The organism is Roseovarius sp. MBR-6 (assembly GCF_040547525.1).
Classification (GTDB): Bacteria; Pseudomonadota; Alphaproteobacteria; order Rhodobacterales; family Rhodobacteraceae; genus Roseovarius.
Genome location: NZ_JBEPPW010000001.1, coordinates 297,176 through 323,073, shown reverse-complemented (window position 1 = coordinate 323,073; position 25,898 = coordinate 297,176). Strand labels below are relative to the sequence as shown.

At 64.8% G+C, this 25,898-nt stretch carries 29 protein-coding genes; all 29 read left to right on the top strand.

The annotated features are described in order from the left end of the window. Nucleotides 1–50 precede the first annotated feature (50 nt). The 29 genes from ABIE57_RS01685 (at nucleotide 51) to ABIE57_RS01545 (ending at nucleotide 25,895) form a co-directional block, all read left to right on the top strand. Complete coding sequence (locus ABIE57_RS01685; protein WP_354537244.1) at nucleotides 51–1,988, top strand: acetyl/propionyl/methylcrotonyl-CoA carboxylase subunit alpha; 1,938 nt, start codon at nucleotides 51–53, stop codon at nucleotides 1,986–1,988. After that, a complete protein-coding gene (locus ABIE57_RS01680) occupies nucleotides 1,985–2,647 on the top strand; it encodes a glutathione S-transferase family protein (RefSeq protein WP_354537243.1) in 663 nt (220 codons plus the stop codon). Before ABIE57_RS01685 ends, ABIE57_RS01680 begins: the two co-directional genes overlap by 4 nt. Next, entirely contained in the window at nucleotides 2,644–3,510 is an 867-nt protein-coding gene (locus ABIE57_RS01675; protein ID WP_354537242.1) for a hydroxymethylglutaryl-CoA lyase, read from the top strand. Before ABIE57_RS01680 ends, ABIE57_RS01675 begins: the two co-directional genes overlap by 4 nt. Before the next feature lie 53 nt (nucleotides 3,511–3,563). Beyond that, the gene (locus tag ABIE57_RS01670; protein WP_354537241.1) at nucleotides 3,564–4,349 is read left to right on the top strand and encodes a crotonase/enoyl-CoA hydratase family protein; all 786 of its coding nucleotides are present in this window, start codon (nucleotides 3,564–3,566) and stop codon (nucleotides 4,347–4,349) included. A 220-nt stretch (nucleotides 4,350–4,569) separates the two neighbouring features. Next, a complete protein-coding gene (locus ABIE57_RS01665; protein ID WP_354537240.1) occupies nucleotides 4,570–4,935 on the top strand; it encodes an NADH-quinone oxidoreductase subunit A in 366 nt (121 codons plus the stop codon). Continuing rightward, the gene (locus ABIE57_RS01660; RefSeq protein WP_354537239.1) at nucleotides 4,926–5,459 is read left to right on the top strand and encodes a NuoB/complex I 20 kDa subunit family protein; all 534 of its coding nucleotides are present in this window, start codon (nucleotides 4,926–4,928) and stop codon (nucleotides 5,457–5,459) included. Before ABIE57_RS01665 ends, ABIE57_RS01660 begins: the two co-directional genes overlap by 10 nt. Beyond that, nucleotides 5,456–6,061: an NADH-quinone oxidoreductase subunit C gene (locus ABIE57_RS01655; RefSeq protein ID WP_354537238.1), complete on the top strand. Its 606-nt coding sequence runs from the start codon at nucleotides 5,456–5,458 to the stop codon at nucleotides 6,059–6,061. The genes ABIE57_RS01660 and ABIE57_RS01655 overlap by 4 nt, the downstream gene beginning before the upstream one ends. Beyond that, nucleotides 6,058–6,261 carry a hypothetical protein gene (locus ABIE57_RS01650; protein WP_354537237.1) on the top strand — a complete coding sequence of 68 codons (204 nt, stop codon included), beginning with the start codon at nucleotides 6,058–6,060 and terminating at the stop codon, nucleotides 6,259–6,261. The genes ABIE57_RS01655 and ABIE57_RS01650 overlap by 4 nt, the downstream gene beginning before the upstream one ends. Beyond that, nucleotides 6,261–7,478 (top strand): NADH-quinone oxidoreductase subunit D, encoded by a 1,218-nt coding sequence (locus ABIE57_RS01645; protein ID WP_354537376.1) that lies wholly within the window; start codon nucleotides 6,261–6,263, stop codon nucleotides 7,476–7,478. The genes ABIE57_RS01650 and ABIE57_RS01645 overlap by 1 nt, the downstream gene beginning before the upstream one ends. Then, nucleotides 7,475–7,762: a hypothetical protein gene (locus ABIE57_RS01640; RefSeq protein WP_354537236.1), complete on the top strand. Its 288-nt coding sequence runs from the start codon at nucleotides 7,475–7,477 to the stop codon at nucleotides 7,760–7,762. Before ABIE57_RS01645 ends, ABIE57_RS01640 begins: the two co-directional genes overlap by 4 nt. Before the next feature lies 1 nt (nucleotide 7,763). After that, the gene (locus ABIE57_RS01635) at nucleotides 7,764–8,975 is read left to right on the top strand and encodes an NADH-quinone oxidoreductase subunit E (RefSeq protein WP_354537235.1); all 1,212 of its coding nucleotides are present in this window, start codon (nucleotides 7,764–7,766) and stop codon (nucleotides 8,973–8,975) included. A gap of 34 nt (nucleotides 8,976–9,009) precedes the next feature. Then, entirely contained in the window at nucleotides 9,010–9,777 is a 768-nt protein-coding gene (locus tag ABIE57_RS01630; RefSeq protein WP_354537234.1) for a helix-hairpin-helix domain-containing protein, read from the top strand. Nucleotides 9,778–9,789: 12 nt separating this feature from the next. Further along, nucleotides 9,790–10,011: a DUF5337 domain-containing protein gene (locus ABIE57_RS01625; RefSeq protein ID WP_354537233.1), complete on the top strand. Its 222-nt coding sequence runs from the start codon at nucleotides 9,790–9,792 to the stop codon at nucleotides 10,009–10,011. Between the two features lie 4 nt (nucleotides 10,012–10,015). Beyond that, nucleotides 10,016–11,314: an NADH-quinone oxidoreductase subunit NuoF gene (gene nuoF, locus ABIE57_RS01620; RefSeq protein WP_354537232.1), complete on the top strand. Its 1,299-nt coding sequence runs from the start codon at nucleotides 10,016–10,018 to the stop codon at nucleotides 11,312–11,314. After that, nucleotides 11,311–11,664 carry a hypothetical protein gene (locus ABIE57_RS01615; RefSeq protein ID WP_354537231.1) on the top strand — a complete coding sequence of 118 codons (354 nt, stop codon included), beginning with the start codon at nucleotides 11,311–11,313 and terminating at the stop codon, nucleotides 11,662–11,664. Before nuoF ends, ABIE57_RS01615 begins: the two co-directional genes overlap by 4 nt. A 124-nt stretch (nucleotides 11,665–11,788) precedes the next feature. After that, complete coding sequence (locus tag ABIE57_RS01610) at nucleotides 11,789–12,187, top strand: DUF5333 domain-containing protein (RefSeq protein ID WP_354537230.1); 399 nt, start codon at nucleotides 11,789–11,791, stop codon at nucleotides 12,185–12,187. A 6-nt stretch (nucleotides 12,188–12,193) separates the two neighbouring features. Next, a complete protein-coding gene (gene nuoG / locus ABIE57_RS01605; RefSeq protein ID WP_354537229.1) occupies nucleotides 12,194–14,206 on the top strand; it encodes an NADH-quinone oxidoreductase subunit NuoG in 2,013 nt (670 codons plus the stop codon). Nucleotides 14,207–14,208: 2 nt separating this feature from the next. Further along, complete coding sequence (locus ABIE57_RS01600) at nucleotides 14,209–14,613, top strand: YNQ4 family lipoprotein (protein ID WP_354537228.1); 405 nt, start codon at nucleotides 14,209–14,211, stop codon at nucleotides 14,611–14,613. Between the two features lie 13 nt (nucleotides 14,614–14,626). Continuing rightward, entirely contained in the window at nucleotides 14,627–15,664 is a 1,038-nt protein-coding gene (gene nuoH, locus ABIE57_RS01595) for an NADH-quinone oxidoreductase subunit NuoH (protein ID WP_354537227.1), read from the top strand. Between the two features lie 3 nt (nucleotides 15,665–15,667). After that, nucleotides 15,668–16,162 (top strand): NADH-quinone oxidoreductase subunit NuoI, encoded by a 495-nt coding sequence (gene nuoI / locus ABIE57_RS01590; protein WP_354537226.1) that lies wholly within the window; start codon nucleotides 15,668–15,670, stop codon nucleotides 16,160–16,162. Then, the gene (locus tag ABIE57_RS01585) at nucleotides 16,159–16,572 is read left to right on the top strand and encodes a carboxymuconolactone decarboxylase family protein (RefSeq protein WP_354537225.1); all 414 of its coding nucleotides are present in this window, start codon (nucleotides 16,159–16,161) and stop codon (nucleotides 16,570–16,572) included. Before nuoI ends, ABIE57_RS01585 begins: the two co-directional genes overlap by 4 nt. Beyond that, nucleotides 16,569–17,177: an NADH-quinone oxidoreductase subunit J gene (locus tag ABIE57_RS01580; RefSeq protein ID WP_354537224.1), complete on the top strand. Its 609-nt coding sequence runs from the start codon at nucleotides 16,569–16,571 to the stop codon at nucleotides 17,175–17,177. Before ABIE57_RS01585 ends, ABIE57_RS01580 begins: the two co-directional genes overlap by 4 nt. An 84-nt stretch (nucleotides 17,178–17,261) precedes the next feature. Further along, nucleotides 17,262–17,567: an NADH-quinone oxidoreductase subunit NuoK gene (nuoK, locus tag ABIE57_RS01575; RefSeq protein WP_354537223.1), complete on the top strand. Its 306-nt coding sequence runs from the start codon at nucleotides 17,262–17,264 to the stop codon at nucleotides 17,565–17,567. 8 nt (nucleotides 17,568–17,575) lie between these two features. Continuing rightward, the gene (nuoL, locus tag ABIE57_RS01570; protein ID WP_354537375.1) at nucleotides 17,576–19,615 is read left to right on the top strand and encodes an NADH-quinone oxidoreductase subunit L; all 2,040 of its coding nucleotides are present in this window, start codon (nucleotides 17,576–17,578) and stop codon (nucleotides 19,613–19,615) included. Beyond that, nucleotides 19,615–21,162 carry an NADH-quinone oxidoreductase subunit M gene (locus tag ABIE57_RS01565; protein WP_354537222.1) on the top strand — a complete coding sequence of 516 codons (1,548 nt, stop codon included), beginning with the start codon at nucleotides 19,615–19,617 and terminating at the stop codon, nucleotides 21,160–21,162. The genes nuoL and ABIE57_RS01565 overlap by 1 nt, the downstream gene beginning before the upstream one ends. A 19-nt stretch (nucleotides 21,163–21,181) precedes the next feature. After that, on the top strand, nucleotides 21,182–22,615 hold the full coding sequence (nuoN, locus tag ABIE57_RS01560) for an NADH-quinone oxidoreductase subunit NuoN (protein WP_354537221.1): 1,434 nt from the start codon (nucleotides 21,182–21,184) through the stop codon (nucleotides 22,613–22,615). A 54-nt stretch (nucleotides 22,616–22,669) separates the two neighbouring features. After that, a complete protein-coding gene (locus tag ABIE57_RS01555) occupies nucleotides 22,670–23,434 on the top strand; it encodes a biotin--[acetyl-CoA-carboxylase] ligase (protein WP_354537220.1) in 765 nt (254 codons plus the stop codon). Between the two features lie 16 nt (nucleotides 23,435–23,450). After that, the gene (locus tag ABIE57_RS01550; protein ID WP_354537219.1) at nucleotides 23,451–24,221 is read left to right on the top strand and encodes a type III pantothenate kinase; all 771 of its coding nucleotides are present in this window, start codon (nucleotides 23,451–23,453) and stop codon (nucleotides 24,219–24,221) included. A gap of 6 nt (nucleotides 24,222–24,227) precedes the next feature. After that, the gene (locus ABIE57_RS01545) at nucleotides 24,228–25,895 is read left to right on the top strand and encodes a ribonuclease J (RefSeq protein ID WP_354537218.1); all 1,668 of its coding nucleotides are present in this window, start codon (nucleotides 24,228–24,230) and stop codon (nucleotides 25,893–25,895) included. Nucleotides 25,896–25,898 lie beyond the last annotated feature (3 nt).

Below are 25,898 nucleotides of genomic sequence, written 5' to 3'. Positions count from 1 at the left end.
GATGATGGGATTTGGATATTTGAGGCAAGATGAAGCTGGGAGCACGGGCCATGTTTGAGCGAATCCTTGTGGCCAACCGGGGCGAGATCGCAGCCCGTGTGATGCGCACGGCGCGCGCGATGGGTGTGGAGGTGGTGGCGGTCTATTCCGATGCCGATGCGGGGGCCGCGCATGTGGCGATGGCCGATCTTGCGGTGCATATCGGCGGCCCGGCCCCAGCGGAGAGCTATCTGCGCGGCGAGGCGATCATCGCGGCGGCGCTGGAGACGGGGGCGGAGGCCATTCATCCCGGTTACGGGTTTCTGAGCGAGAACCCCGATTTCGTGGAGGCGGTGGAGGCGGCGGGGCTCAGGTTCATCGGGCCGTCGGCGCGGGCCATTCGGGCGATGGGGCTGAAGGATGCCGCCAAGGCGCTGATGGAGAAAGCGGGCGTGCCGGTGGTGCCGGGTTATCACGGGGCCAATCAGGACCCCGAGCATCTGGCGGGGGCGGCGGACGCCATCGGTTATCCGGTGCTGATCAAGGCCGTGGCAGGCGGCGGCGGCAAGGGGATGCGGCTGGTCGAGCGGGCGCAGGATTTCATGGATGCGCTGGAAAGTGCGCGGGGCGAGGCCAGGACGGCCTTTGGCAATTCGGATGTGCTGGTCGAGAAATACATCCTCAAGCCCAGGCATATCGAGGTTCAGGTGTTCGGCGACGGCACGCGGGCCGTGCATCTTTTCGAGCGCGATTGCTCGTTGCAGCGCCGCCATCAGAAGGTGATCGAGGAGGCCCCGGCGCCCGGCATGACGCCAGAGATGCGCGCGGCCATGGGCGGGGCGGCGGTGCGCGCGGCGGAGGCGATCGGCTATAGCGGTGCGGGCACGGTGGAGTTCATCGTCGATGGCGCGCATGGGCTGCGCCCCGACGGGTTCTGGTTCATGGAGATGAACACGCGGTTGCAGGTGGAGCATCCGGTGACCGAGGCGATTACCGGCGTCGATCTGGTGGAATGGCAGTTGCGGGTGGCCGCGGGCGAGGCGCTGCCTGCGCGGCAGGAGGATTTGAGCATCACCGGCCACGCGTTCGAGGCGCGGCTTTATGCCGAGGATGTGCCCAAGGGGTTTTTGCCCGCGACGGGGCGGCTCACGCATCTGGCCTTCCCGGGAGGGGCGCGCGCCGATAGCGGCGTGCGGGCGGGTGACGAGATCAGCCCGTTCTATGACCCGATGATCGCCAAGCTGGTGACGCATGGGCCGACGCGCGCGGTGGCGCTGCGGCGGCTGGCGACGGCGCTGGCGCGCACGCAGGTGGCCGGGACGGTGACCAATCTCGGGTTTCTGGGGGCGCTGGCGCGGCATGAGGGGTTCGCGCGCGGCGATGTGGATACCGGGCTGATTGCGCGCGATATCGACGCGCTGGTGGTGGTGCCGGAGCCGGGGCCGCGCGAAGTGGCTTGGGCCGCGCTGGCGGGGCTGGGGCTGTTGGAGGGCGCACCGCAGGATGCGGGCTTTGTCCTGTGGCAGCCGCTGGAGCGCGAGGTGGTGTTGATCCATGCCGGTGAGGAGATCACGGTGCGGGTGCGCACGCTGTCGGCCAGCGCGCATGATCTGCGCGTGGGCGAGGTCTGGGTCGCGGCGCGGCGCGTGGACGGGGGCTGGCGGCTCGACGGGCAGCCTGCGGCCCCGGTGGCGGTGGATGGCGCGCGGGTGACGGTCTTCGCGCAATATGGCCTTGCCTTCGATCTGGTCGATCCGCTGGCGCGCGATAGTGCGGCGGGCGGCGATGCCGCGTTGATCGAGGCCCCGATGCCGGGGCTGGTGAAGGCGGTCCATGCCGTGGCCGGGCAGGCGGTGGCCAAGGGCGACCGGCTGGCGGTGCTGGAGGCGATGAAGATGGAGCACAGCCTTCTGGCCGCGCGCGACGGGGTGGTGGCCGAGGTGCTGGCGCGCGCGGGCGATCAGGTGAGCGCGGGGGCGGCGCTGATCCGGCTGGAGGCGGAGGCGTGATCCGGCTGCACCATGTGCCGCTGGCGCGCTCGCTGCGGGTGATGTGGCTCTTGGAGGAGCTGGGGCTGGACTATGAGGTGGCCTATTACTCGATCCGTGACGGCTCCATGCGCACGCCCGCGTTCCTTGCGTTGTCGCCTGCCGGTCGGGTGCCGGTGCTGGAGCATGGGGGGGATGTGTGGTTCGAGAGCGGGGCCATCGTGCAGATGCTGTGCGAGACCTATCCACAAGCGGGGCTGATGCCGCCGCCGGGCCATCCCGACCGGGCGCGCTTTCTGGAGATCCTGCATTATGCCGAGACGGTGGGGTCTCTGCTGGAAAATCTCAACCTCAACCTCGTTTTCCTGCGCCCGCCCGCGAAGCCCTCTGTGACGGTGGTGAAGCTGCTCAACGCGCGGCTGCGCGCAAGCCTTGCGGCGATGGAGGGGCGGGTTTCGGGCGATCATCTTTTGCCCTCCGGGTTTTCGGCCGCCGACATCATGTTCGGCTATGGGTTCGAACTGGCGCGGTATTACGTCGATCTGGACCAATACCCGCGTCTTGTGGCCTATTGGGAGGGCCTGCGCGCGCGCGCGGCCTATGCCCGCGCCAAGGCGCGCGACGGCGAGCAGGATATCTATGCGCGGGAGTTCTATCCCGTGCCGGAGGAGGGGGCATGAGCGGACGGGTAGAGATCTTCGAGGTAGGTCCGCGCGACGGCTTGCAGAACGAGAAAGGCCGCATCGCCACGCGCGACAAGGTCGCGCTTGTGGACCTGCTGAGCGACGCGGGCTTTGCGCGCATCGAGGTGGCGAGTTTCGTCAGCCCCAAATGGGTGCCGCAGATGGCCGACAGCGCCGAGGTGCTGCGCGCAATCAGGCGCGCGCCGGGGGTGCGCTATGCCGCGCTCACGCCCAACCTGCGGGGCTTGACCGACGCGCTCGAGGCGGGGGCGGATGAGGTGGCGATCTTCGGGTCCGCCTCGGAAGGGTTTTCCAAGGCCAATATCAACGCCACCATCGACGAGAGCCTTGCCCGCTTTGCGCCCGTCATGGAGACGGCGGGGGCCGAGGGGCTGCGCGCGCGCGGGTATGTTTCCTGTGTGGTGGAGTGCCCCTATGACGGGCCGGTCGCCCCGGCGCAGGTGGCGCGGGTGGCAGAAAATCTTTGGGAAATGGGCTGTTACGAGATCAGCCTTGGCGATACCATCGGGCAGGGCAGGCCCGAGGCGGTGGATGCCATGCTGGCGGCGGTGTGCGACGCGGTGCCTGCGGAGCGGCTGGCGGGGCATTTTCACGACACGTCGGGCCGTGCGCTGGGCAATATCGAGGTGGCGCTGGGGCGCGGCCTCCGGGTGTTCGACGCGGCTGTGGGGGGCTTGGGGGGCTGTCCCTATGCGCCGGGCGCGGCGGGTAACGTGGCGACCGAAGCGGTGCATGACCGGCTGGTGGCGCTGGGCTACGAGACCGGGCTTGACCGGCACGTGCTGGCGCGTGCGGCGGACATGGCGCGGGCGATGCGGGTTGCGTCGCAAAAATCTTGAAAAGATTTTTGACAAATTTCTTTTGAAGAAATTTGGCGCGAAAAGGAGAGGGTATGAGCGGAACCATCAGCATCGAGACGGACGCGCGGGGCGTGGCCACGCTCTGGCTCGACCGTGCCGACAAGCACAATGCCATGTCCGCGCAGATGATCGCGGAGGTGCATCGGGCGGCTCTGGATCTGGGGGCTGACGATGCGGTGCGGGTCGTGGTGCTGGCGGCACGGGGCAAGACATTCTGCGCCGGTGGCGATCTGGGCTGGATGCGCGAGCAGTTCGAGGCCGATCCCGCGACCCGGAGCCACGAGGCGGGCAAGCTTGCGCACATGTTGCAGGCGCTCAACACGCTGCCCAAGCCGCTCATTGGCCGGGTGCAGGGCAATGGCTTTGGCGGCGGCGTGGGGATGATGAGCGTCTGCGATGTGGCGGTGGCGGTGGAGGGCGCGCAATTCGCGCTGACCGAGACGCGGCTGGGGCTGATCCCGGCCACCATTGGCCCCTATGTGGCGGCGCGCATGGGCGAGGCGATGGCGCGGCGGGTGTTCATGTCGGGCCGCCGCTTCGATGCGCCCGAGGCGGTGCGGCTTGGCCTTCTGGCGCGCGCGGTGCCCGAATCCGCGCTCGATGAGGCGGTGGAGGCCGAGGTCGCGCCTTATCTTGACTGCGCGCCGGGGGCGGTGGCGGCGGCCAAGGCGCTGCTCAGGGGCTTCGGGCCGCGCATTGACGAGGATGTGATCGCGGGCACTGTCGCGGCCCTGGCCGGGGTTTGGGCGGGCGACGAGGCTCCCGAGGGCATTGCCGCATTTTTCGAGCGCCGCAAACCACGCTGGCAGACGGGGTGAGTCGCGCGGATTTGCCGCGGCGCGGCGCGCGCGGTCTGAATCCTTGGCCAATTGCGGGAGATTGCCGCATACCACCGCATACAAATTGCAAGAATCCATCGCGGACAGGGGGCAAAGCCGCGCGGCTTCGGTTGACCGCGTGAAGGGGCAGGGGTAAACCCCGAAGGAGTATGCAGCCATCTTGATGCGCGCCGGGTGCGCGCATGAAAGGAGCCACCCCGTGGAAGAGATGCTGAGGGAATACCTCCCCATCCTGATCCTCATGGCCGTTGCCATCGGTCTGGGCCTTGTTCTCATCCTTGCCGCCGTCATCATCGCCGTGCGCAACCCCGACCCCGAGAAGGTGAGCGCCTATGAATGCGGCTTCAACGCGTTTGACGATGCGCGGATGAAATTCGACGTGCGCTTCTACCTGGTGTCGATCCTCTTCATCATCTTCGATCTGGAGATTGCCATGCTCTTTCCCTGGGCGGTGGCCTTCGCGGATCTGAGCATGGCGGCGTTCTGGTCGATGATGGTTTTCCTCGCGGTGCTGACCGCGGGCTTTGCCTATGAATGGCGCAAGGGAGCGATGGAATGGCAGTGATGACAGGGGCCAACACCGCCGGGCCGGACCGCGAGGTGGCGACACAGGCGCTCAATGCCGAGTTGCAGGACAAGGGATTTCTGCTCACCTCGACCGAGGATATCGTGAACTGGGCGCGCACCGGCTCGCTCCATTGGATGACCTTCGGCCTTGCCTGCTGCGCGGTCGAGATGATGCACACCGCCATGCCGCGCTATGACGTGGAACGTTTCGGCTTTGCGCCGCGCGCCTCCCCGCGTCAGTCGGACGTGATGATCGTGGCGGGCACGCTCACCAACAAGATGGCGCCCGCGCTGCGCAAGGTCTATGACCAGATGCCCGAGCCGCGCTATGTGATCTCGATGGGCTCCTGCGCCAATGGCGGGGGCTATTACCACTACAGCTACAGCGTCGTGCGCGGCTGCGACCGGATCGTGCCGGTCGATATCTACGTGCCGGGCTGCCCGCCCACGGCCGAGGCGCTGGTTTACGGGATCCTGCAATTGCAGCGCAAGATCCGCCGGACGGGGACGATCGTGAGATGAGCAACGCACTCAGGGAACTTGGCGAATATATCGAGCTCAAGCGCGCGGATTGTGTGCTGGGCTGGGAAATCGCCCATGGCGAACTCACCGTCGATGTGTCGCTGTCCAGTATCGCCGGGCTGGCGGAATTTCTGAAAACCGATCAGAACTGCGCCTTTTCCACGTTGGTGGATATCACGGCGGTCGATTACCCCGAGCGCCCCAAGCGGTTCGACGTGGTCTATCACCTGCTGTCGATGTATCAGAACCACCGCATCCGCCTGCGCGTGGCCACGCGCGAAGAGGATATGGTCCCCTCGATCACGGCGGCCTATCCGGCGGCCAACTGGTTCGAGCGCGAGGTGTTCGACATGTTCGGCATCCTCTTCTCGGGCCATCCCGACCTGCGCCGGATCCTGACCGACTACGGCTTTCGCGGGCATCCGCTGCGCAAGGATTTCCCGACCACGGGCTACACCGAGGTGCGCTATGACGAGGCGCAAAAGCGGGTGGTCTACGAGCCGGTGAAGCTGGTGCAGGAATACCGGCAGTTCGATTTCATGTCGCCTTGGGAAGGGGCGCAATACATCCTTCCCGGTGATGAGAAGGAGGCGGGGAAATGATGGGAGGGTATGGCATGGGCGGCGGCGGTCTGATCATGATGCTGATCGTGGCGGCGCTTCTGGTGATCCCGTTCTGGCGGCTCTTGCCGAAATTCGGAATCCCCAACTGGGTAGCGCTGGCGGCGATCATCCCGCTGGGGGCGCTGGTCCTTTTGTGGGTGATGGCGTTCCGCGACAAGCTTGACGGAGGGCGCGCATGATGGACGGCTCCAAGTTCGAGGACGCGCTCACCGGCGAGCAGAAGATCCGCAATTTCAACATCAACTTCGGTCCGCAACACCCTGCGGCACATGGGGTTTTGCGTCTGGTGCTGGAGCTTGACGGCGAGTTGGTGGAGCGCTGCGATCCGCATATCGGCCTGCTGCATCGCGGCACCGAGAAGCTGATGGAAAGCCGCACCTATCTGCAAAACCTGCCCTATTTCGACCGGCTCGATTACGTGGCGCCGATGAACCAGGAACATGCCTGGTGTCTGGCCATCGAGCGGCTGACCGGCACGCCGGTGCCGCGCCGTGCGAGCCTCATCCGGGTGCTCTATTGCGAGATCGGGCGCGTTCTGAACCACCTTCTGAACGTGACCACGCAGGCGATGGATGTGGGCGCGCTGACCCCGCCGCTCTGGGGGTTCGAAGAGCGCGAAAAGCTGATGGTGTTCTACGAGCGGGCCTGCGGTGCGCGTCTGCACGCGGCCTATTTCCGCCCCGGCGGCGTGCATCAGGACCTGCCACCGGCGCTCATCGACGATATCGAGACCTGGGCCAATGAGTTCCCGCGCGTGCTCGATGACATCGACGGCCTGTTGACCGAGAACCGCATTTTCAAGCAGCGCAACGCCGATATAGGCGTGATCACGCAGCAGGAGGCGCTCGACTGGGGCTTTTCCGGCGTGATGGTGCGGGGCAGCGGCATGGCGTGGGATCTGCGCCGCGCGCAGCCCTATGAATGCTATGACGAGTTCGATTTCCTGATCCCGGTGGGCAAGAACGGCGATTGCTACGATCGCTACCTCTGCCGGATGGAGGAAATGCGCCAGAGCCTGCGCATCATCCATCAGGCGGTCGAGAAGTTGCGCGCGCCCGAGGGCCAGGGCGATGTTCTGGCGCGTGGCAAGATCACGCCACCGTCGCGTGGCGAGATGAAGACCTCGATGGAGGCGCTCATTCACCACTTCAAGCTTTATACCGAAGGGTTTCACGTCCCCGAGGGCGAGGTCTATGCCGCCGTCGAGGCCCCCAAGGGCGAGTTTGGCGTCTATCTCGTGGCCGACGGCAGCAACCGGCCCTATCGCGCCAAGATCCGCGCGCCGGGCTTCCTGCATTTGCAGGCGATGGACCATGTCGCCAAGGGGCATCAACTGGCCGATGTGGCGGCGATCATCGGCACGATGGACGTGGTGTTCGGGGAGATCGACCGTTGATCGAGTTGGGCCGCCTGAGCGTCGCACTGGCCGGGCTTGGCCTTGTGGCCGGCTGTGTCGTGCCGCCGCAAGGCACCACGCGCGACGATCTGGCGATTTACGAGCAGGCGGCGCAAAGCCTCAACTGCACCCTCGTGACCGAGGGCGATTTTCTGGCCATGGAGATGCAGACGGGGCTGGCGCGCCAGCAACTTCTCGACATCACCGGGCGTTACCTGTCCACCGGGGGGGCCGAACGGTTGCCCGGCGGTGGCGTGAAACTGACCACAGGAGCCTGTGCCTGAGATGCTACGCCGTCTTTACCACGAGCAGCCCGCAAGCTTTGCCTTCACCCCTGCCAATCAGGAGTGGGCCGAGGCGCAGATCAGCAAATACCCCGAGGGGCGGCAGGCAAGCGCGATCATCCCGCTTTTGTGGCGCGCGCAGGAGCAGGAGGGCTGGCTGAGCCGCCCGGCCATCGAGCATGTCGCCGACCGGCTGGGCATGGATTATATCCGCGCGCTGGAAGTGGCCACGTTCTACTTCATGTTCCAGTTGCAACCTGTTGGTAGTATTGCACATTTCCAGATTTGCGGCACGCTTTCGTGCATGATCTGCGGGGCCGAGGACCTGATCGCGGTCTGCCGCGAGAAAATCGCGCCGAAGCCGCATCAGCTCTCGGAGGATGGCAAGTTTTCCTGGGAAGAGGTGGAATGCCTGGGGGCCTGTGCCAATGCGCCGATGGCGCAGATCGGCAAGGATTATTACGAGGATCTGAGTGCCGCGCGGTTCTCCGAGATCATCGACGAATTGGCCGCGGGCAAGGTGCCCGTGCCGGGGCCGCAGAACGGGCGCTATGCCGCCGAGCCGAAATCGGGGCTCACGAGCCTGACCGAGTTCGAGAGCGGGCGCGCGCAGTATAATGCCAGCGCGCAGGCGGCCGTCGATCTGGGCGAGACCGTGAAGCGCATCGACGGCACCGAGGTGCCGATCCTGGCCCCCTGGCGCGAGAAGGGGGCCGATCACAAGCCCGCGCCGTCCTCTGTCACACTCAACGCGGAACCTGTCGCCGTGACGGCAGCGGCAAAGGCCGAAGCCAAGGCCACGCCGATGGCCAAGGCCGAGAAAAAGCCCGAAGAGGCAAAGGCGCAACTGGTCAAGGCCGAGGCACCCAAAGCGGACCCCGCGCCGGACGCCAAGCAGAGCGTCGCCGAGAGCAAGGCCGAGGCGGGCAAGCGCCCCGAGGCGCTGAGCGCCCCGCGTGCGGGCAAGGCGGACGATCTCAAGCGGATCAAGGGGATCGGGCCGAAACTGGAGAAGCTGTGCAATTCCATGGGTTTTTACCATTTCGATCAGGTCGCCGCATGGACGGAGGAAGAGGTCAGTTGGGTGGACCTGAACCTTGAAGGATTCAAGGGACGCGTCAGCCGTGACAACTGGGTTGAGCAGGCAAAACTGCTGGCCGAGGGCAAGGAGACGGAGTTTTCCGCCCGGGTCAAGAAAGGCGATGTCTACTGACGCGCCAATCTGAGAACCAACGGGAGAGAGTGACATGTCCACAACGTCGAAACTGAGCACTTGCCAGATTGTTTGCTGGGGCCTTGCGTCTTTGGCCGGCCTGGCCGTTCTGATCTCTGCAACCGGCTCGGTCGGATTTCTTGCCGCGTTGCTGCTGGCGGTGGCCTTCGCGGCCTTTATCGGGCTGGTTTTCGGTCGGCTCATCTGCACCGGTTACGGGGCCGAGGATCGCGGGATCGAGGCGAAAGACGTCGAGGCAAGCCTGCGTCAGGCCACGGGCATCACGGGTTACAAGGCCCCGTTCGACGAGGATGACGACGCGCCCGCGCCCAAACCCGCCGCCGCGTCTGCCCCTGCCCATGCCGCAGAGCCGACGGCGAGCGCTGCCACGGCGGCCCCTGCCGTCAGGGCGGGCACGCTGCTGGACGGCGAAGAAGAGCTGTCGACGCGCAAGGGCGAATGGCGTTATGGAGAGCAAGCGGCCCCGGCCGCAAAGCAGGACGAGGCTGACGTGGGCACCCGCCCCGAGGCGCTGAGCGCGCCCAAGGACGGCAAGGCCGACGATCTCAAGGCGATCAAGGGCGTGGGCCCCAAGCTGGAAAAGCTGTGCAACGAGCTGGGCTTTTATCATTACGAGCAGATCGCGAACTGGACCGCTGCCGAGGTGGCCTGGGTCGATGAGAACCTCAAGGGCTTCAAGGGCCGGGTCAGCCGCGATGGCTGGGTCGATCAGGCGAAAATCCTCGCGGCCGGGGGCGAGACCGAGTTCTCGCGCCGTGTCGGCGAGGGCGATGTATATTGAGCATGAAGGACGATGCCGCAACAGGATCAGGAGATCGCGCGCCTTGGGCGCCGCGCCGCGCTTGTGATTGCGGGGACGGGGGTGCTTTGGGTCCTCGCCTCGCTGATCGGGGCTCAATATGGACTGAGCCTGCGCATGCGCGCGCTGTTCGATCTGATGGCGCTTGGCGGCTTCGTCTACGCCTTCGTGCTGATCTATCAACTCTGGCGCGCGCGTCAGGGCAACCGGAGGTGACGGGATGCTGAAGGACCAGGATCGTATCTTTACCAATCTCTACGGGATGCATGACCGCAGCCTGAAGGGGGCCATGGCGCGGGGCCATTGGGACGGAACTGCGAAAATCCTCCAGAACGGGCGCGACTGGATCGTGAACCAGATGAAGGCGAGCGGGCTGCGCGGGCGCGGCGGCGCGGGCTTTCCCACCGGCCTCAAATGGTCCTTCATGCCGAAAGAAAGCGACGGGCGCCCCGCCTATCTGGTGGTCAACGCGGACGAGAGCGAGCCGGGCACCTGCAAGGACCGCGAGATCATGCGCCACGATCCGCATACGCTGGTCGAGGGGTGTCTGATCGCCAGTTTCGCCATGAATGCCCATGCCTGCTATATCTACATTCGCGGCGAATACATCCGCGAGAAAGAGGCGCTTCAGGCGGCCATCGACGAGGCCTACGAGGCGGGGCTCATCGGCAGGAACGCCTGCAAGTCGGGCTGGGATTTCGACCTCTACCTGCATCACGGCGCGGGCGCTTATATCTGTGGCGAGGAAACCGCCCTGCTGGAAAGCCTTGAGGGCAAAAAAGGCATGCCGCGCATGAAGCCGCCGTTTCCGGCGGGGGCGGGGCTTTATGGCTGTCCGACCACGGTGAACAACGTCGAGAGCATCGCCGTGGTGCCCACCATCCTTCGGCGCGGGCCGGAATGGTTTTCGGGCTTTGGCCGCCCCAACAACGCGGGCACCAAGCTTTTTGCCATCTCGGGCCATGTCAACACGCCCTGCGTGGTCGAGGAGGCCATGTCGATCCCCTTCGAGGAACTCATCGAAAAGCATTGCGGCGGGATTCGCGGCGGCTGGGACAATCTGCTGGCGGTGATCCCGGGCGGGTCGTCCGTGCCCTGCGTGCGCGGAGAGAACATGCGCGACGCGATCATGGATTTCGACTATCTGCAAAAGGATCTGCGCTCGGGCCTCGGCACGGCGGCGGTGATCGTGATGGACCGCAGCACCGATATCGTCAAGGCAATCTGGCGGCTGTCGAAATTCTACAAGCACGAGTCGTGCGGGCAATGCACGCCCTGCCGCGAGGGCACCGGCTGGATGATGCGGGTGATGGAGCGGCTGGTGCGCGGCGAGGCCGAGATCGAGGAAATCGACATGCTGTTCGACGTGTCCAAGCAGGTCGAGGGGCACACGATCTGCGCGCTTGGCGATGCGGCGGCCTGGCCCATTCAGGGCCTCATCCGCAATTTCCGCGACGAGATCGAGGACCGTATCCGCGCGCAGAAGGCCGGACGCATCAGCGCGGTGGCCGCAGAGTGAGGGCCGCGCGCGCATATCGGCGGGCGGGGCTGATCGTGCTTTGTGCGGTGCTTGTGGCGGGATGCTCCAAGCGCGAGGAGCGTGTGCTCTTTGACGGGAATTATTATCCGGCGAAGGTGCGCGCCGAGCGCAGCGACCGGCGTGTCTTCACCGCGTCGGTGGGCCGGGCGGGGCGTGGTGTCGAAGGCGCGCGCAAGGCGGCGGTGCATGAGGCCACGCGCCATTGCATCGCGAATTTCGGCACCTCTGCCATCGAATGGAAAGGGGCGCGCGAGGGGCAGGAGGGGCCTGTTTATACCCGTTCGGGGGATCGCGTGTCGGTGTCGGGGACCTGCGTCATATGGCGTTGACCTTTGTCATATCAGGGGTTTGGTTTGCCTGTTATTGCATGACAGGCCGCTGCCTTCCCATCTGCGACGCAGGTGGGCGGGCCGCGTTGGCCGCGCTCCGGTTTGACGGGAAAGGAGCCATGTCATGCGTGTGATTCTCGGGGCAATTCTGGGGTTCGGGCTGGCGGTGCCGGGGGCAAGTGCGGCCTCTCTGGCGCAGGAGACGGACATCAATCAGCGGCTGATGGAAATGTCGGTGGCCGACGAGATCCGCAAGCGCTGCGACAGCATTTCGGCGCGCATGTTTCGCGGTCTGGGGCTCATGAACGAGTTGAAGGCCGAGGCGGTGGCACGCGGCTATTCGGAGGCCGAGATCGAGGCCTACGTGAAGGATCGCGAAGAGAAACGGAAGATGCGCGCGCGCGCCGATGCCTATATCCGGGCGCGCGGTGCGGAACCGAATGACGGGCCGAGCCTCTGTGTGCTTGGCCGGGACGAAATCGAGAAGCAAAGCCGGATCGGCGCGCTTCTCAGGGCAAGGTGAGACGGGATGGCGGACCTACGCAAGATCATCATCGACGGGCAGGAAATCGAGGTCGAGGCGGCGATGACGCTGATTCAGGCCTGTGAACAGGTTGGCGTCGAGGTCCCGCGCTTTTGCTATCACGAGCGCCTGTCGATCGCGGGCAACTGCCGGATGTGTCTGGTCGAGGTCCAGCCCGGCCCGCCGAAACCGGCGGCAAGCTGTGCCATGCAGGTGCGTGACATGCGCCCCTTTCCCGATGGCAGCCCGCCGCAGGTGAAAACCAATTCGCCCATGGTCAAGAAGGCGCGCGAGGGGGTGATGGAGTTTCTGCTCATCAACCACCCGCTTGATTGCCCGATCTGCGATCAGGGCGGCGAATGCGATCTTCAGGATCAGGCCATGGCCTATGGCGTGGATTTCAGCCGCTACCGCGAGCCCAAGCGCGCGACCGAGGATCTGGACCTTGGCCCACTGGTGGAAACGCATATGACGCGCTGCATCTCCTGCACGCGCTGCGTGCGCTTTACGACCGAGGTGGCGGGGCTGCATGTCATGGGTCAGACCGGACGCGGCGAGGATGCGGAAATCACCTCCTATCTGGGTGAGACGCTCAACAGCAATCTTCAGGGCAATATCATCGACCTGTGCCCCGTGGGCGCGCTGGTCTCCAAACCCTATGCCTTTACCGCGCGGCCATGGGAGTTGACCAAGACCGAGACCATCGACGTGATGGATGCGCTCGGCTCCAATATCCGCGTCGACACGAAGGGCCGTGAGGTCATGCGCATCCTGCCGCGCAACCATGACGGCGTGAACGAGGAATGGATTTCCGACAAGACCCGCTTTGTCTGGGACGGGCTGCGGCGGCAGCGGCTTGATCGGCCCTATATCCGCGAGAACGGGCGTTTGCGCCCCGCTGGCTGGCCCGAGGCGCTTGGCGCAGCGGCATCGGCGATCAAGGGTGCGTCGAAACTGGCCGGTCTGGTCGGCGATCTGGCCCCGGTGGAGGCCGCCTATGCGCTCAAGCTGCTGATCGAGGGGCAGGGCGGCGTGGTGGAGTGCCGCACCGACGGCGCGGCGCTGCCTGCGGGCAACCGCTCGGGTTACGTGGGCACCGCGCTGATCGAGGATATCGACCACGCGAAACACATCACCCTGATCGGCACCGATCCGGGCACCGAGGCGCCGGTTCTGGGGGCGCGCATCCGCAAGGCCTGGCTCAAGGGGGCGGAGATCGTGCATGTGGGCCAGCCGGCCGATCTGACCTTCGGGGCCGAGCAACTGGGCGCGCGCAACAAGTTTCTGGCGCGCCTTCTCAACGAGGCGACCCCGCGCGAGGGCGCGCTGGTGATCGTGGGGCAGGGCGCGCTGCGCGGCGAGAACGGTGCCGGCGTGTTGAGCCTTGCCATGCAGGTGGCCGAAAAGCAGGGTGCCGGCCTTCTGGTGCTGCATACGGCGGCGGGCCGCGTCGGCGCGATGGATGTGGATGCCACCTGCGAGGGCGGTGTGGCGGCGGCGCTGGAGGGGGCCGATGTGGTCTACAACCTTGGTGCCGACGAGATCGAGATCGCGCCGGGGGCTTTTGTGATCTATCAGGGAAGCCATGGCGACCGGGGCGCGCATCGCGCCGACGTGATCCTGCCGGGCGCGGCCTGGACCGAGGAACAGGGCCTCTTCGTGAACACCGAAGGGCGTCCGCAACTGGCGCTGCGCGCGGGCTTCGCCCCCGGCGAGGCCAAGGAGAACTGGGCGATCCTGCGCGCGCTTTCGGGTGAGACGGGCGCGGTGCTGCCCTTTGACAGCCTTGCGCAATTGCGTCAGGGCCTGGTCAAGGCGGTGCCGCATCTGGCGCGGATCGACGAGGTTCCGGAAAACGACTGGCAGCCCGTGCCCGCGACCGAGATCGGCGCGGGGCAGGTCGGGGCCGCCATCGGCGATTTCTATCTGACCAATCCGATTGCGCGCGCCAGCGAGCTGATGGCCGAGTTGAGCGCGCTCGCCCGTGCGCGCAGGCCAGAGCCGGTAGCGGCGGAGTGAAGATGGCCGCGCCCCTCATACCCGCGCTCGCGCTCGGCCTGACGGGCGGGCTTGCGGGTTGCGCCGAGCCGGATGGCGCGGCTGTCGTGTCCGATTTCCGGCCCGATTACCGGGGCGTGGAGACGCGGCTTCTGGATGGTGATCTGGTGAATTTTCACGTCACCATGCGGGGCGCGCGCGATGCCTCGGACGTGGAGGCCTATGCCGAGTGCGCTGCGGCGCAATACACGCTGATCCGGGGCTACGGATTTGCCCGCCATGTGCGCACACAGGTGTCGCAAGAGGGTGGTAACTGGCAGGGCGATGCGGTTTATACGATCTCCGAGTCGCTGCCTCGGGGGCTGATGACACTCGACGCCGAAGTCGTCGCCGCGAATTGCGCGGAAAACGGAATACCGATGGTATGAGGACCGGGAGCAAATGGCTGAATTCTTGACAACCCCGTTCGGGACCTTCGTTCTGATCCTCGCGCAATGCCTGGCGATTGTCGGCTTCGTGATGATTTCGCTGCTGTTCCTTGTCTATGGCGACCGCAAGATCTGGGCCGCCGTGCAGATGCGGCGCGGGCCTAACGTGGTGGGCGCTTTTGGGTTGCTGCAATCGGTGGCCGACGCGCTCAAATACGTGGTCAAGGAGGTGGTGATCCCGGCGGGGGCGGACCGGCCGGTGTTCCTGCTGGCGCCGATGACGTCCTTTGTGCTGGCGATCCTGGCCTGGGCGGTCATCCCGATGAACGAGGGATGGGTGCTGTCGGATATCAACGTGGCCGTGCTTTTCGTCTTCGCCGTCTCCTCGCTGGAGGTTTACGGCGTGATCATGGGGGGGTGGGCGTCGAACTCGAAATATCCGTTCCTCGGCTCGCTCCGCTCTGCCGCACAGATGATCTCCTACGAGGTCTCCATCGGCCTCATCATCATCGGGGTGATCATCTCCACCGGCTCGCTCAATTTCAGCGCCATCGTGGCGGCGCAGGATACCGCCTATGGGTTTTTCGGCTGGTATTGGCTGCCGCACCTGCCGATGGTGTTCTTGTTCTTCATCTCGGCGCTGGCCGAAACCAACCGCCCGCCTTTCGATCTGCCCGAGGCGGAATCGGAACTGGTGGCGGGCTATCAGGTGGAATATTCCTCGACGCCGTTCCTTTTGTTCATGGCCGGGGAATACATCGCCATCTTCCTCATGTGCGCGCTCATCTCGCTTCTGTTCTTCGGCGGGTGGCTCTCGCCCGTTCCGGGCCTGCCCGACGGGGTGCTGTGGATGGTCGGCAAGATGGCGTTCTTCTTCTTCCTCTTCGCCATGGTCAAGGCGATCACCCCGCGCTACCGCTACGATCAACTCATGCGCATCGGCTGGAAAGTGTTCCTGCCCATGTCGCTGGCCTGGGTGGTGATCGTGGCGTTTCTTGCGAAATTCGAGGTTCTCGGCGGGTTCTGGGCCCGTTGGGCGATAGGAGGCTGAGCCATGACGCAGATGGATTACGGACGCGCGGCGGGGTATTTCCTGCTCAAGGATTTCTATGTCGGGTTCAAGCTGGGGCTGAAATACTTCTTCGCGCCCAAGGCGACGCTGAACTATCCGCACGAAAAAGGCCCGCTTAGCCCCCGCTTTCGCGGCGAACATGCGCTGCGCCGCTATCCCAATGGCGAGGAGCGCTGCATCGCCTGCAAGCTCTGCGAGGCCATTTGCCCCGCGCAGGCCATCACCATCGACGCAGAGCCGCGCGATGATGGCAGCCGCCGCACCACGCGCTACGACATCGACATGACGAAATGCATCTATTGCGGCTTCTGTCAGGAGGCCTGCCCGGTCGATGCCATCGTCGAGGGGCCGAATTTCGAGTTTGCCACCGAAACGCGCGAAGAGCTTTTCTATGACAAGGCGCGGCTTCTGGAGAACGGCGACCGCTGGGAGGCCGAGATTGCCCGCAACCTCGAAATGGATGCACCCTACCGATGAGCGATCCAACCAACCCATTCGAGATGATGATGCGTCAGGCCCAGGAAATGGCCAAGGCGATGAACCCCGCGCTCGAGAGCTTTTCGCCCAAGGGGTTCGAGAAGCTGTGGCCGACCATGCCAAAGGAATTCATGGAGATGAGTTTCGGCAAGGGCGTCAACAAGAACGGGCTTGACGCCAAGACGCGGCTTTTGATCACGCTGGCGGGGCTGACGATGCTGGGCGCGCAGAGCGATACGCAGATCCGCCTGACCGTCCGCCACGCGCTTGAGGCGGGGGCGACGAAAGACGAGATCGCCGAGACCATCGCGCAGATGGCGATGTTTGCCGGCATCCCCTCGATGACCCGCGCGATGGATTTCGCGCGCGAGGTCATGGACGAGGCAGGCGAGAAAGGATCGGAAAAATGACCATAGCGGCGATGTCCTTCTATCTTTTCGCGGCGGCCCTTCTGGTGGGCGGGCTTTTCACGGTGGTGAGCCGCAACCCGGTCCATTCCGTGCTCTGGCTGATCCTGTCCTTCATCAGCGCGGCGGGGCTTTTCGTGCTCTTGGGGGCCGAGTTCGTGGCGATGCTCTTGATCATCGTCTACGTGGGCGCAGTCGCCGTGCTGTTCCTGTTCGTGGTGATGATGCTCGACGTGGATTTCGCCGAGTTGAAGGCGGAGATGGCGAAATACATGCCGCTCGCGCTGCTCATCGGGGTGATCCTGCTGATGCAGTTCGGCATCGCCTTCGGCAACTGGCAGGTGGCCGAGGGGGCATTGGGCGCGCGGGCCGCGGTGACGCCCGAGGGGGTGGAGAACACCGCCGCTCTGGGGCTGCTGCTTTATGATCAATACTTCATCCTCTTTCAGCTTGCCGGGCTGATCCTGCTGGTGGCGATGATCGGGGCGATCGTGCTGACACTGCGCCACCGCGAGGGGGTCAAGCGCCAGGACGTGCTGGCGCAGATGTATCGCGACCCGGCCAAGGCGATGGAGTTGAAGGACGTGAGACCGGGGCAGGGGCTGTGAGCGGCGACGGGATTTGACGCGCCCGCGCGCCGACGCGCGCCCCAGGACAAAGACGACAATCGGGCACGGCCCGGAGGGACAGACATGATCGGACTTGAACATTATCTGACGGTGGCCGCCGCGCTTTTCGTCATCGGGATCTTCGGGCTTTTCCTGAACCGCAAGAACGTCATCGTTCTCTTGATGTCGATCGAGCTGATGCTTCTGTCGGTCAATATCAACCTCGTCGCCTTTTCCGCCCATCTGGGGGATCTGGTGGGGCAGGTGTTCACGCTCTTCGTGCTGACCGTTGCCGCCGCCGAGGCCGCCATCGGCCTTGCGATCCTTGTCTGTTTCTTCCGTAACCGCGGCACCATCGCCGTGGAAGACGTCAACGTGATGAAAGGCTGATCCCGATGATCTACAAGATAATCCTATTCGCGCCACTCATCGGGGCGATCATCGCGGGCTTCGGCTGGCGCGTCATCGGTGACAAGGGCGCGCAATGGCTGACCACGGGGCTTCTGTTTCTGGCCGCGGTGCTGAGCTGGGTCGTGTTCCTGCAAGGCGCGCATGAGGCGCAGGCGGTGCATATCCTTGATTGGGTGCAGTCGGGCACGCTCGATGCCGCGTGGTCGATCCGGGTGGACCGGCTGACGACGATCATGCTGATCGTGGTGAACACGGTTTCGGCGCTCGTGCATCTCTATTCCATGGGCTACATGGCGCATGACGAGAATTTCCGCGAGAACGAGAGCTATCGGCCGCGCTTCTTTGCCTATCTCTCGTTCTTCACCTTCGCCATGCTGATGCTGGTGACCTCCGACAACCTCGTGCAGATGTTCTTTGGCTGGGAGGGGGTGGGCGTCGCCTCCTACCTGCTGATCGGGTTCTATTACCGCAAGCCCTCGGCCAATGCCGCCGCGATCAAGGCCTTCGTGGTCAACCGGGTGGGCGATTTCGGTTTCGCGCTTGGGATCATGGCGCTTTATTTCCTGACTGACTCGGTGCGCTTTGACGACATCTTTGCCGCAGCCCCGCAACTGGCCGAGACGCAACTGACCTTCCTCTGGTCCGAATGGAACGCCGCCAACCTGATCGCGGTGCTGCTATTTATCGGTGCGATGGGCAAATCGGCGCAGCTTTTCCTGCACACATGGCTGCCCGACGCCATGGAAGGCCCGACGCCCGTTTCGGCGCTCATTCACGCCGCGACCATGGTGACGGCGGGCGTGTTCCTTGTCTGCCGCATGTCGCCGCTGATGGAATACGCTCCGGAGGCGATGACATTCGTTGTGTTCCTAGGGGCCTCGACCGCGTTTTTCGCAGCGACCGTGGGACTTGTGCAGAACGACATCAAGCGCGTGATCGCCTATTCGACCTGCTCGCAGCTTGGCTATATGTTCGTGGCCGCAGGCGTGGGCGTATATTCGGTGGCGATGTTCCACCTTTTCACCCACGCCTTCTTCAAGGCGATGCTGTTTCTGGGCGCCGGGTCGGTCATCCATGGGATGCATCACGAGCAGGACATGCGCAACTATGGCGGCTTGCGCCGCAAGATGCCCTATACGTTCTGGGCGATGATGATCGGCACGCTGGCCATCACCGGCGTCGGTATCCCGCTCACCCATATCGGCTTTGCCGGGTTCCTCTCGAAGGATGCGGTGATCGAGAGTGCATGGGCCGGAACGGCGGGCGGCTATGCGTTCTGGATGCTGGTCATCGCGGCGCTTTTCACGTCCTTCTATAGCTGGCGCCTGATGTTCCTGACCTTCTTCGGCACGCCGCGCGGCGACAAGCACACCCATGAACACGCGCATGAAAGCCCCACCGTGATGCTGGTACCGCTTGGTGTGCTGGCGCTTGGCGCGGTGTTCGCGGGCATGATCTGGTATAACAGCTTTTTCGGCAGCCATGAGCAGGTGAACCGATTCTTCGGGATTGCAGCTCATGCCGAGGCGAGCGACACCCATGGCGAGGCCGCGCCGGTGGCGCATGGCGTGGCACCCGAGGGGGCGATCTTCATGCATCCCGACAACCACGTTCTGGACGACGCCCATCACGCGCCGACATGGGTCAAGGTGAGCCCCTTTGTCGCCATGCTGATCGGCCTCATCACCGCGCTCTGGTTCTATGTCTGGGATCCGGCGATGCCGCGCCGCGTCGCCGAAACCAACCGCCCGCTCTACCTCTTTCTGCTCAACAAGTGGTATTTCGACGAGATCTATGATTTTCTCTTCGTTCGGCCGGCCAAGGCGCTCGGGCATCTTCTGTGGAAGCGCGGCGACGGGGACGTGATCGACGGCTCGCTCAACGGGGTGGCGATGGGGCTGATCCCGCGCCTTACCCGCCTCGCGGGGCGCGCGCAGTCGGGCTATATCTTCACCTATGCCTTTGCCATGGTGCTCGGCATCGTCGCGCTCGTGACCTGGATGACCATCTTCGGGGGGGCCAACTGATGGACAACCTTCTTTCCATCGTCACATTCATCCCGGCCATCGCGGCGGCAATCCTTGCCGTGTTCCTGCGCGGCGAGGATGCAGCTGCGCAGACCAACGCGAAATGGGTGGCGCTGATTGCCACCACGCTGACCTTCCTTGTCTCGCTCTTCATCCTGTTCGGGTTTGATGCGTCGAATACCGGCTTTCAGTTCGTGGAAGAGCGCGAATGGCTTTTGGGCCTGAAATACAAGATGGGCGTGGACGGGATCAGCGTGCTCTTCGTGATGCTGACCACCTTCATGATGCCGCTGACCATCGCCGCGTCCTGGGGCGTGACGACCCGCGTCAAGGAATACATGATCGCCTTTCTGCTGCTTGAGACGCTGATGCTGGGCGTGTTCATGGCGCTCGATCTGGTGCTTTTCTACCTCTTCTTCGAGGCGGGGCTCATTCCGATGTTCCTCATCATCGGGATCTGGGGCGGCAAGGCGCGGATCTATGCGGCGTTCAAGTTCTTTCTCTACACCTTTCTTGGCTCGGTGCTGATGCTGGTGGCGATGGTGGCGATGTTCGCCGAGGCGGGCACGACCGATATCCCGACGCTCCTGCGGCACGAATTCGCCTCCGACAGTTTCCCGGTTCTGGGGATACATCTCGTGGGCGGGATGCAGACGCTCATGTTCCTGGCGTTCTTTGCCAGCTTTGCGGTCAAGATGCCGATGTGGCCGGTGCATACCTGGCTGCCGGATGCGCACGTTCAGGCCCCCACGGCCGGTTCGGTGGTGCTGGCGGCGATCCTCCTGAAGATGGGCGGCTACGGCTTCCTGCGCTTTTCGCTGCCGATGTTCCCGGTGGGCGCCGAGGTGCTGACGCCGTTCATCCTGTGGATTTCGGCGATTGCCATTGTCTACACCTCGCTCGTGGCGCTGGCGCAGGAGGACATGAAAAAGCTCATCGCCTACAGTTCCGTCGCGCATATGGGCTATGTCACGATGGGGATTTTCGCGGCCAACCAGCAGGGGCTCGATGGCGCGATCTTCCAGATGATCAGCCACGGCTTCATCTCGGGGGCGCTCTTTCTCTGCGTCGGCGTGATCTATGACCGGATGCACACCCGCGAGATCGATGCCTATGGCGGCCTCGTGAACCGGATGCCGGCCTATGCGCTCATTTTCATGTTCTTCACCATGGCCAATGTGGGCCTGCCGGGCACATCCGGCTTCATCGGCGAGTTTCTGACGCTGGTGGGCGTGTTTCAGGTCAACACCTGGGTCGCGGCGGTGGCCACCACGGGCGTGATCCTCTCGGCGGCCTATGCGCTCTGGCTCTACCGCCGGGTGGTGATGGGCGATCTCATCAAGGAGAGCCTCAAGACCATCACCGACATGAGCCGCCGCGAGCGCGCGATCTTTGCGCCGCTGGTGGTGATGACGCTGCTTCTGGGCGTCTATCCGCGGCTTGTCACCGATATCACCGGCCCCTCTGTCGAGGCGCTGATTTCCAATGTCGAGCTTGCCCAATCCGTCGCGCGTGCCGCGACGGCGGTGGCGCAGGTTGCGCACTGATCCCCGGAGGCCCTGATCCATGCAGGCTGATCTGAACGTAATCCTTCCGGAAATCCTGCTGTCGGTCTATGCGATGGCAGCGCTTCTGGGGGCGGTCTATACCGGCCGCGACCGGCTTGCGCCGCTGCTCGTCTGGGTGACGGCGGCACTGATGGTGCTGCTGGCGATCTGGATCGGGATGAGCGGCGCGGGCACGCGCACGGCCTTCGGCGGCATGATCAACGATGACGGGTTCGCGCGCTTCGCCAAGGTGGTGATCCTGTTGTCGGCGGCGGCGGTGCTGGTGCTGGGACAGGACTACATGGAGCGCCGCGGCATCCTGCGGTTCGAATATCCCATCCTCATCGCGCTCTCGGTCGTGGGCATGATGGTGATGGTGAGCGCGGGCGATCTGATGGCGCTCTACATGGGGCTCGAGCTGCAATCGCTGGCGCTTTACGTGGTCGCGTCGCTGCGGCGCGACAATCTGAAATCGACCGAGGCGGGTCTCAAGTATTTCGTGCTGGGTGCGCTGTCCTCCGGCCTGCTGCTCTTTGGCGCCTCATTGGTCTATGGCTTTGCCGGCACCACGCTTTTCTCGGGCATCATCGCCGCCGCCGACGGGCAGACCCCGCTTGGCCTGCTGATCGGGCTTGTTCTGGTCATTTCCGGGCTGGCCTTCAAGATCTCGGCGGTGCCGTTCCACATGTGGACACCCGATGTCTACGAGGGCGCGCCGACACCGATCACCGCGTTTTTCGCCACCGCGCCCAAGATGGCGGCCTTGGGCCTGTTTGCCCGCGTGGTGCATGACGCCTTTGGCGGCGTCGTCGCGGACTGGCAGCAGGTGCTGGCGGCGCTCAGCCTTCTGTCGATGTTCCTGGGCGCGGTGGCGGCCATTGGACAGACCAATATCAAGCGGCTGATGGCCTATTCCTCGATCGCGCATATGGGCTATGCGCTGATGGGGCTGGCCTCGGGCACCGTCTTTGGCGTGCAGGCGATGCTGGTCTATGCGGCGATCTACGTGACGATGAATGTGGGCACGTTCGCCTTCATCCTGTCGATGGAGCGCGACGGGCAGCCGGTGACGGATATCCGCAGCCTGAACCTCTATTCCAAGGCCGAGCCGGGCCGCGCGCTGGCCATGCTGATCCTGCTCTTCAGCCTTGCGGGCGTCCCGCCGCTTCTGGGCTTTTTCGGCAAGCTCTACGTGCTGCGCGCGGCCTATGAGGCGGGGCTTGTCTGGCTGGCCGTGGCGGGCGTGGTGGCAAGCGTCATCGGCGCGTTCTACTATCTTCGCATCGTCTATTACATGTATTTCGGCGAGGAGGGATCGACGCTGGAAACCGGTCGCTCGCTGGTGCAATGGGCCTTCCTGATGGGATCGGCGGCGGTGATGCTGTTGGGCATCGTCAACATGTTCGGCGTCGAGACCATGGCGCAGGCGGCGGCGGCGAGCCTTGTCCGCTGAGGCCTGCGCCTGCTGCGGGGCGGGGATGCCTCCGGCGGGAGTATTTGGGGAACGATGAAACCGGGGGCGCGCAGCGATTGGCCCGAGGGCTATGGGCGGCGGGTGCTGGCGCGGGTGGACAGCACCAATGCCGAGGCCGCGCGGATCGCGTCGCAACTGGCGGGGCCGGAATGGATCCTGGCGCTGGAGCAGAGCGCCGCGCGGGGGCGGCGCGGCCGGGCCTGGGCCAACCCGCCCGGCAATTTCGCGGCAACACTGGTGATGCGCCCGTCGGAGACGCCCGACCGCGTGGCATTGCGGTCTTTCGTGGCGTCGCTGGCGCTCCATGAGGCGGTTGTGGCGGCGACGGGACGGGCGGCGGGGCTGGCGCTCAAATGGCCCAATGATGTGCTTCTGAACGGCGGCAAGCTGGCAGGGATATTGCTTGAGAGCGCGGGCGTGGGGGCACATCTCAGCCATTTCGCCATCGGCATCGGCGTGAACCTCGTGGCCGCACCGGACGCGGCAGAGGTGGAGGCGGGGGCGCTGCGGCCGGTCTCGCTTTTGTCCGAAACCGGGGTGGCGATCGGTCCGGAGGCGTTTCTCGACCTGCTCGCCCCTGCCTATGCGCGGCTCGAGGCGCAGTTCGTCACGTATGGCTTCGAGCCGCTGCGCCGGGCCTGGCTCGACCTGGCGGCGCGTCTCGGTCAGGTGATCACCGCGCGCACCGCCCGCGAGACGCATGAGGGCCGGTTCGAGACGGTGGACGCGGCGGGCAACCTGGTGCTGGCGACGGCACGGGGCCGCGTGTCCATCGCCGCGGCCGAGGTGTTTTTCTGAAAACGGGGGGCGGGACATGCTTCTGGCGATCGACTGCGGCAATACCAACACGGTATTCTCGATCTGGGACGGGACGCGGTTCCTGTGCACGCTGCGCACCTCGACCGAGCATCAGCGCACGGCGGATCAGTATTTCGTCTGGTTCTCGACGCTGATTCAGCATCACGGCATCCGCGCCGAGATCACCGAGATGATCATTTCCTCGACCGTGCCGCGCGTGGTGTTCAATCTGCGGGTTCTGGCGGATCGCTATTTCAACTGCCGCCCGCTCGTGGTGGGCAAGCCCGAATGCCGCCTGCCCGTCGATGTGCGGGTGGATGCGGGCACGCAGGTGGGGCCGGACCGGCTGGTCAACACGGTGGCGGGGTTCGATCTGCATGGCGGGGATCTGATCATCGTGGATTTCGGCACCGCCACCACCTTTGACGTGGTCGATACCGACGGGGCCTATATCGGCGGCGTGATCGCGCCGGGGGTGAACCTGTCCTTGCAGGCCCTTCACGAGGCGGCGGCGGCCTTGCCGCATGTGGATGTGACCAAGCCCGAGAAGGTGATCGGCACCAATACCGTCGCCTGTATGCAATCGGGCGTATTCTGGGGTTATGTCGGGCTGATCAATGGGATATGTGAGCGGATAAAGGCCGAGCGCGGACGCGCCATGACGGTCATCGCAACCGGGGGGCTGGCCCCGCTCTTCCAGCAAGGCACGGACCTGTTCGACAGGTTCGAGGATGAACTGACGATGCACGGGCTGACCGTGATCAACGCATATAACAAGGAGGGCTGACGCCCCATGAGCAGCGAACGATTGATCTACCTGCCCCTCGGCGGGGCGGGTGAAGTGGGTATGAATGCCTATGTCTACGGCTATGGCAAACCCGGCAAGGAGCGGCTGATCCTTGTCGATCTGGGCGTGACCTTCCCGGATATGGACGGCTCTCCGGGGGTGGATCTGATCCTTCCGGATATTGCATGGCTGGAGGAGCGCAAGGACCGGCTGGAGGCGGTGTTCGTCACCCATGCGCATGAGGATCACATCGGCGCGGTCGCGCATTACCACGACCGGCTGGGGGTACCCGTTTACGCGCGCGCCTTCACCGCCAATATCGCGCGCCGCAAGATGAAGGAGCATGGCCATCCCGAGCAGGCCGTGCAAACCGCAAGCGTCTGGCCCGGGACGGTGGCGGCGGGGCCGTTCACCGTGGGTTTCGTGCCGATCTCGCATTCCATTCCCGAGGCATCCGGGCTGGTCATCGACACGCCCGGCGGGCGCATCGTGCACACGGGCGATTTCAAGATCGACACCAACCCCGGCGTGGGTGAGCCGTTCGACCGCGATCTCTGGGCCTCGATCGGGGCGGCGGGGGTCAAGGTTCTGGCTTGCGATTCGACCAATGTCTTCAGCCATCACGAGGGCCGCTCCGAGAGCAGCGTGGCGCAGCCGATCACCGATCTGGTTGCCGCCAGCCGGGGCATGGTCGTGGCCACCACATTCGCCAGCAACGTCGCGCGCGTGCGCACGCTGGCCGAGGCGGGCGTGCGGGCCGGGCGGTCCGTCTGCCTGATGGGGCGGGCGATGCAGCGCATGGTGGAAGCCGCGCGCGAGACCGGCGTTCTGCCGGATTTCCCGCAGACCGTGACACCGGAGGAGGCGGGCAACATCCCGCGCGAGAGCCTCATGCTGATCGTCACCGGCTCTCAGGGCGAGCGGCGCGCGGCAAGCGCACAACTGGCCAATGGCAAATACAACGGGATCACCATGAAGGAGGGCGATACGTTCCTCTTTTCCTCCAAGACCATTCCGGGCAACGAGCGCGGCGTGATCCGCATCATCAACCAGTTTTCCGAACAGGGTGTCGACGTGATCGAGGGCGATGACCGCTATCACGTCTCGGGACATGCCAACTGGCCCGATCTTGACGCGATGCACAAGCTCCTGAAGCCGCAAATGCTCATCCCCATGCATGGCGAGCACCGGCATCTGCGCGAGCATGTCAAGCTGGCGCGCGCGAACCGGATCGAGGGCATTCTGGCCGTCAACGGCATGATGATCGACCTCAGCGGCAACGCGCCCAAGGTTGCTGAATATGTCGAGACGGGACGGACCTATCTGGATGGCTCGGTGACGTTCGGCGCGCTTGACGGTGTCGTGCGCGACCGGATCCGCATGGCGCTCAACGGGCATGTGATGATCAATGTCATTCTCGACGAGGAAAATGCGCCGCTCGGCGATCCATGGGTCGAGACGATGGGGCTTGCCGGCACCGGGCGCAGCCGCGCGCCGCTGCCAGATGTTCTGGAAGAAGAGCTTGCGCAGTTCATGGAGCGCGCGGGAGACAAGGTGCTGCGCGACGATGGCAAGCTCGAGGAAGGGCTGCGCCGGGTGGCGCGGCAGAGCGCGCAGACCGAGATCGGCAAGCGGCCCGAGGTGACGGTGGTCATCAGCCGCCTGACCGACTGAGGC

Excerpts from the sequence above, each read along its gene's own strand:
- nuoF (WP_354537232.1), top strand. The coding sequence starts at position 10,016 with ATGCTGAAGGACCAGGATCGTATCTTTACCAATCTCTACGGGATGCAT.
- nuoH (WP_354537227.1), top strand. The coding sequence starts at position 14,627 with ATGGCTGAATTCTTGACAACCCCGTTCGGGACCTTCGTTCTGATCCTC.
- nuoI (WP_354537226.1), top strand. The coding sequence starts at position 15,668 with ATGACGCAGATGGATTACGGACGCGCGGCGGGGTATTTCCTGCTCAAG.
- ABIE57_RS01610 (WP_354537230.1), top strand. The coding sequence starts at position 11,789 with ATGCGTGTGATTCTCGGGGCAATTCTGGGGTTCGGGCTGGCGGTGCCG.
- nuoK (WP_354537223.1), top strand. The coding sequence starts at position 17,262 with ATGATCGGACTTGAACATTATCTGACGGTGGCCGCCGCGCTTTTCGTC.
- nuoG (WP_354537229.1), top strand. The coding sequence starts at position 12,194 with ATGGCGGACCTACGCAAGATCATCATCGACGGGCAGGAAATCGAGGTC.
- ABIE57_RS01600 (WP_354537228.1), top strand. The coding sequence starts at position 14,209 with ATGGCCGCGCCCCTCATACCCGCGCTCGCGCTCGGCCTGACGGGCGGG.
- ABIE57_RS01580 (WP_354537224.1), top strand. The coding sequence starts at position 16,569 with ATGACCATAGCGGCGATGTCCTTCTATCTTTTCGCGGCGGCCCTTCTG.
- ABIE57_RS01585 (WP_354537225.1), top strand. The coding sequence starts at position 16,159 with ATGAGCGATCCAACCAACCCATTCGAGATGATGATGCGTCAGGCCCAG.
- ABIE57_RS01565 (WP_354537222.1), top strand. The coding sequence starts at position 19,615 with ATGGACAACCTTCTTTCCATCGTCACATTCATCCCGGCCATCGCGGCG.
- ABIE57_RS01655 (WP_354537238.1), top strand. The coding sequence starts at position 5,456 with ATGAGCAACGCACTCAGGGAACTTGGCGAATATATCGAGCTCAAGCGC.
- ABIE57_RS01685 (WP_354537244.1), top strand. The coding sequence starts at position 51 with ATGTTTGAGCGAATCCTTGTGGCCAACCGGGGCGAGATCGCAGCCCGT.
- ABIE57_RS01550 (WP_354537219.1), top strand. The coding sequence starts at position 23,451 with ATGCTTCTGGCGATCGACTGCGGCAATACCAACACGGTATTCTCGATC.
- ABIE57_RS01650 (WP_354537237.1), top strand. The coding sequence starts at position 6,058 with ATGATGGGAGGGTATGGCATGGGCGGCGGCGGTCTGATCATGATGCTG.
- ABIE57_RS01670 (WP_354537241.1), top strand. The coding sequence starts at position 3,564 with ATGAGCGGAACCATCAGCATCGAGACGGACGCGCGGGGCGTGGCCACG.
- ABIE57_RS01660 (WP_354537239.1), top strand. The coding sequence starts at position 4,926 with ATGGCAGTGATGACAGGGGCCAACACCGCCGGGCCGGACCGCGAGGTG.
- ABIE57_RS01645 (WP_354537376.1), top strand. The coding sequence starts at position 6,261 with ATGGACGGCTCCAAGTTCGAGGACGCGCTCACCGGCGAGCAGAAGATC.
- ABIE57_RS01555 (WP_354537220.1), top strand. The coding sequence starts at position 22,670 with ATGAAACCGGGGGCGCGCAGCGATTGGCCCGAGGGCTATGGGCGGCGG.
- ABIE57_RS01625 (WP_354537233.1), top strand. The coding sequence starts at position 9,790 with ATGCCGCAACAGGATCAGGAGATCGCGCGCCTTGGGCGCCGCGCCGCG.
- ABIE57_RS01675 (WP_354537242.1), top strand. The coding sequence starts at position 2,644 with ATGAGCGGACGGGTAGAGATCTTCGAGGTAGGTCCGCGCGACGGCTTG.
- nuoN (WP_354537221.1), top strand. The coding sequence starts at position 21,182 with ATGCAGGCTGATCTGAACGTAATCCTTCCGGAAATCCTGCTGTCGGTC.
- ABIE57_RS01635 (WP_354537235.1), top strand. The coding sequence starts at position 7,764 with ATGCTACGCCGTCTTTACCACGAGCAGCCCGCAAGCTTTGCCTTCACC.
- ABIE57_RS01630 (WP_354537234.1), top strand. The coding sequence starts at position 9,010 with ATGTCCACAACGTCGAAACTGAGCACTTGCCAGATTGTTTGCTGGGGC.
- ABIE57_RS01545 (WP_354537218.1), top strand. The coding sequence starts at position 24,228 with ATGAGCAGCGAACGATTGATCTACCTGCCCCTCGGCGGGGCGGGTGAA.